This window comes from Xanthomonas arboricola pv. guizotiae, assembly GCF_002940205.1.
Classification (GTDB): Bacteria; Pseudomonadota; Gammaproteobacteria; order Xanthomonadales; family Xanthomonadaceae; genus Xanthomonas; species Xanthomonas arboricola_C.
The window spans coordinates 1-4,548 of sequence record NZ_MDSK01000076.1; the positions used below are offsets into that span (position 1 = coordinate 1).

General features: G+C 63.3%; 4 protein-coding genes. All 4 read left to right on the forward strand.

Annotation, left to right across the window (positions count from 1 at the left end):
• Positions 1 to 91: 91 nt before the first annotated feature.
• Positions 92 to 2,155, forward strand: coding sequence for a ParB/RepB/Spo0J family partition protein (locus XarbCFBP7408_RS21685; protein ID WP_104564669.1), 2,064 nt, complete (start codon positions 92 to 94; stop codon positions 2,153 to 2,155).
• A 58-nt stretch (positions 2,156 to 2,213) separates the two neighbouring features.
• On the forward strand, positions 2,214 to 2,471 hold the full coding sequence (locus XarbCFBP7408_RS21690; protein WP_146093823.1) for a hypothetical protein: 258 nt from the start codon (positions 2,214 to 2,216) through the stop codon (positions 2,469 to 2,471).
• Positions 2,461 to 3,282 carry an N-6 DNA methylase gene (locus XarbCFBP7408_RS21695; RefSeq protein WP_104564671.1) on the forward strand — a complete coding sequence of 274 codons (822 nt, stop codon included), beginning with the start codon at positions 2,461 to 2,463 and terminating at the stop codon, positions 3,280 to 3,282. Before XarbCFBP7408_RS21690 ends, XarbCFBP7408_RS21695 begins: the two co-directional genes overlap by 11 nt.
• Before the next feature lie 100 nt (positions 3,283 to 3,382).
• A complete protein-coding gene (locus tag XarbCFBP7408_RS21700) occupies positions 3,383 to 3,835 on the forward strand; it encodes a DUF7673 family protein (RefSeq protein WP_104564672.1) in 453 nt (150 codons plus the stop codon).
• The last annotated feature ends 713 nt before the right edge of the window (positions 3,836 to 4,548 follow it).

Here is a 4,548-nt window from a genome sequence, read left to right on the forward strand (position 1 = left end):
AGACATTAGTCCTATTTCCTTCCGATCCGGCCGGGGTCAGTGGCGGCAACCACCCCCCCGGACGGTTCACCAACTCGCAGGAGAAAACAGCATGTCCACCATCGATTTCATGGAAACCCATGTGCCGTTCAACCGGCTCACTCAATCCCACAAGAACGTGCGCCGCACCGGTCGCGATACTCCCGAATACAAGGCAGGCATTGAAGCGTTGGCAGCCTCGATCCTCACTCAAGGTCTGTTGCAAAACCTCATCGTTCACCCGGTCGCCGAAGGCGTGTTCGGTGTAGCCGCCGGCCAGCGCCGACATGACGCCATCCATTTGCTGGTCAAAACCGGCAAGGTCGATCCGGACTGGGCCGTGCGCGTGACTGTCGTAGACGAGGACAACGCGACCGCCATCAGCCTTGCTGAGAACATCCAGCGCGAAAACATGCTGCCTGCTGACGAGTTCGACGCCTTCCAGCTGTTGACCGGCGAGGGCTGGACCATCGACCGCATCGCAGATGCCTTTGGCGTGACGCCGCTGGTCGTAGAGCGCCGGTTGAAGTTGGCTAAGGCGGCGCCGGAGTTGATCGAGCGATTCCGTGCTGGTGAGCTATCCACCGATCAGATGATTGCCTTGTGCGCGACCGACGATCATGCGGTGCAGGTCGAAGTGTGGAATGGCATGGGATCGCGTAGCTATGCCAACGCACCTGCCGACCTGCGCCGCGCCGTGCTGGCGAAGGACGTGCAGGCCGACCGCGATCCGCGTGTGGCTTTCATTGGTGGCATCGCGGCCTACGAGGCCGCAGGCGGCGAGGTGCGCCGCGACCTGTTCACGGGCGACGGACAAGGCGCGATCCTGACCAATCCAGTGCTGCTCGATCAGTTGGTAGCTACCAAACTGGAAGATGAAGCCGAGAAGCTACGGGCCGAGGGCTGGGGCTGGGTCGAGGTGTGGACCGAATACGACTACACCGCGATGGGGCGGCTAGGCACCGTCCAGCCGAGTGCACTCACGCTGTCGGACGACATACAGGCCCAATTGCATAGCTTGGAAACCGAGCGTTCCACGTTGACCGATGAGCAGGAGGCAATGCATCGCACCGCCGAAACTGACGATAGCGAATTCACCGATGAGCAGTGGAAGCGCGATAGCGAAATCGATGAACGCATCGAAGCTATCAACGACGCCATTTCCAAGATCGAGGACGATCACGCTTCCTTTGCGCCGGAGGTGATGCAGGCGGCGGGTGCCGTGGTGATTTTCAACCGTGGCGCATTGCAGATCGAGCGGGGCCGCGTTCGCGCCGCCGACCGCAAGCAGTTGGAGCAAGCGACTGGCAGCAGCGCTGCTGTGTCCGGTGGACGCGAAACCGAACCGGCAGGCCGCAAAGGTGATGCGGTATCCGACGCGCTGCGCCGCTCCCTGTTGGGCCATCGCAACTTAGCCGCACAGGTCGAAGTCGCCAAGCGTCCAGACGTTGCCAAAGTGCTGATGGCAGTGTGGGCGGTCCAGCACATCCTGAGCCGCGTCGGTGGTGGCCTTCGTGGCACCCGCGCCCCGACCGACCTTGCCATTACGGAAACCTGCTACGGCTGCGGGCGTGTCATGCCGATCACCGATGAAACCGGTACGGCCAAGGCCAAAGCGTTTGCTGAGGAATGCATCGCTCTCGCAAAGACGCTGCCCGATGCTTCAGAAAAGCAGTGGGACGCACTGGCCGCGATGAGCGGCGAGGAACTGGACAAGATCATCGCCTACGGCGTTGCCCTGTCCGTCTCGCTCACCGACGACCACAAGGGCCTCACCGGCAAGCTGCTGGACGCGCTCAACTTCGACATGTCCGCGCATTTCGAGGCCACCGCCGATACCTATCTTGGCCGCGTGTCCAAGCCGCTGATCGTGGACGCACTGCGCGAGGCGGGAAAGATTGACGGCCAGACCGACAAGGACGCGCTGCTGGCGATGAAGAAGGGCACGCTTGCCGCCGAGGCGCAATCCCGCCTCGCTGGCTCTGGCTGGGTGCCCAAGGGCATTCGCACGCCTAAGGCGAAGGCTGCGCCCGATGCGAAGAAGCGAGCCACGCCGAAGGCCACCACACCGAAGGCCGCGCCGAAGTCAAAGAGCCGCAAGGCCACGGCCGAAAGCGCAGCAGCACTCGCTGCCTGATCGCACAGGTGGCCGGGTTCGCCCGGCCACCGTCCCTGCCCTTCGCCGGATGATCGCCATGAATCAGACCAATCCTGTTCTTGCCGCCCTCGCCCAAGCCCCCGACCCGGCCCTCGCCGCCGAGACGTGCCGGATCTTCATTCGTTCGATGCTCTTCAACGAGGGCGAACATGTCGAGTGGGAATCCCTCGATGCGGTGTTGGCCCTTGCGCTGCGCGCGTTCGGGCTGGGCGAGCTGGAAGACCTTGATCCCGACTTGCTCGGTCCCCTGCCTACCAATGCGCCGCGTTGCGGAGACAGCACCGATGGCCAGTGATCCCCACATCAAGGCCATCGTCAAGCTGATGGAGGCGTGCCGTTACCGGCACGACCTCTACACGGTTTTTTCCGACTGCATGTCTTGCATGGCATTGGCTATTAGCAATGCAGTGGACTTTGCCCAACGCGAGGCCCGCGAAGCCCGTTACCTCGAAATCGTCAGACGCTATGACCGTGACGTGATCGACGCGTTTCCCAAGGTGCTCGCCGAAGTGACGATGGCCTTGGAGGCAGGACCCTGCGACGTGCTCGGCGCGGTCTTCGGCGCGCTGGAATTGCACAACACTGCGCGAGGGCAGTTTTTCACGCCGTTTGAGGTGTGCCGAATGATGGCCCGCATGCAGATCGGAGACGGCGCCGAGGCCCGCGCGATCATCGAGCGCCAAGGCTTCGTCACGGCCTGTGAGCCCGCCTGCGGTGCAGGCGCGCTCATCATCGCGCTCGCCGAGGCGATGCAGAACGCCGGCATCAACTACCAACGGCATCTGCACGTCACGGCGGTGGACGTTGACGCGCGTGCCGCGCACATGGCCTACGTGCAGTTTTCCCTGCTGCACATCCCCGCTGTCGTCATCGTCGGCAATGCGCTCATCTTGGAGGAGCGCGAACATTGGTTCACGCCCGCACACGTCATGGGCGGCTGGAATGCGCGGCTCGCCGCGAGGGAACGCCGCGAGGTTGCCGCCTCGCTGGCTATTGCTGTTCCCACCTGCGAGGAAGGCGGCGGCGTTGCCGCGCCCGCCGCACCACCGAGCGGCCGCCGCGAGCAGCGGCCCGCTCACCCGACCGGGCAACTCACGCTGTTTTAGCCCGCTAACCGGCCGCGCAGTCATAACGCACGTAGTATTTTAAGGCGTGCAGTAAGCGGTCAAATACCATCACAGTTAAGAGATTGGGAGTAATGAAACCATGACTTCTGCCTTCACTACGCACCGCAACAAGGTGCTGGGCCACTACAGCACCGCGTCCTGGCTCCGCCAATTCGTCTTGGCGATGTGGAATGGCACTGACCATCAAGTAGGTCTGTCCAAAATCGCCACTCTGGACAACGATCATGCTGCGGCTGCGCTCGCCATGCTCCAGTCGTACCGTCAGAACGGGGAGTGCGATCCGGCTTTCATGTCACTCGCATTGGAGTGCCAACAGCGCGTTGAGGCCGAGCAAACCGCGTCGCGGCAAGCCGCCCGCTTCGAGAGCTGGTGCAAAGAGGCTCAGTTCGACTTGAGAGCTGCTGGTGCGCGCGCGCACTTCGTAGACGATCACTACGGATGGTTTGAGGATCAATTTGTCTCTGGAATGGAGCCAAAGGATGCGGCAAACCTTGCCTTGCAGTCGAACCTTGACGAAGCCAGATCCAATTGAGCTATGACGCCAGTTATCGGCATGACGTAGCGCAAGCATGCTGGCCAGCATGCCAGCGTAGCTGGCGCTAGATGCCCTTGGCATAGCGCGTCACGTCGGCTGCAGGTCGGCCGCCACAGCTGGAGCAGCGCAGCCGTTGCACCAGGTCGTGCAACAACAAGTTCGCCGGCACCTGGTGCGTGTCGGCAAATTCTCCGACCTGCACAACTACTCGCCGGCCACAGTTGCAGGTCATTCGCAGATAGCAGTTTCTGCGATACCAGATCGGGTCGACGGGTTTCGGTCGGTTGTAATTAGCGGCCACATCGTCCTATAGCTCAGCAAGAACGAAAAGGGAACGATGCGTAAGGGCTAGAGCGTGATGGCGTGCCCCTGCGCTTTGCTCCGGGTCGGGCTGTCGTGCTTCGCATCGAGCCCCGCTGCGCGTGTCTCGCCCCTTCGGCTTCCATCCACGGCCCTACGGGCCTCTCACGCCTCCGGCCGCACGCGGCCTGCGCGCTCCGCTTGCCCTGATCGGCGGCCAGCTGGCGCTGGCCAGCGTGCATGACCGCCGCACGCCGGCAGAGCCGGCGCGAGGCGGGGGCAGCTCGCCCACCTCTTGCCCACCGCGCGTGCTGCGCCAGGCGGGCGGAACCGCCCGGCGCAGCCGGCCTTGGGCCGCGCCCCGTGGACAAGACGAGGACGACCTGCAATCGGCAGGCCCGCCCACCCCT

Excerpts from the sequence above, each read along its gene's own strand:
- XarbCFBP7408_RS21685 (WP_104564669.1), top strand. The coding sequence starts at position 92 with ATGTCCACCATCGATTTCATGGAAACCCATGTGCCGTTCAACCGGCTC.
- XarbCFBP7408_RS21690 (WP_146093823.1), top strand. The coding sequence starts at position 2,214 with ATGAATCAGACCAATCCTGTTCTTGCCGCCCTCGCCCAAGCCCCCGAC.
- XarbCFBP7408_RS21695 (WP_104564671.1), top strand. The coding sequence starts at position 2,461 with ATGGCCAGTGATCCCCACATCAAGGCCATCGTCAAGCTGATGGAGGCG.
- XarbCFBP7408_RS21700 (WP_104564672.1), top strand. The coding sequence starts at position 3,383 with ATGACTTCTGCCTTCACTACGCACCGCAACAAGGTGCTGGGCCACTAC.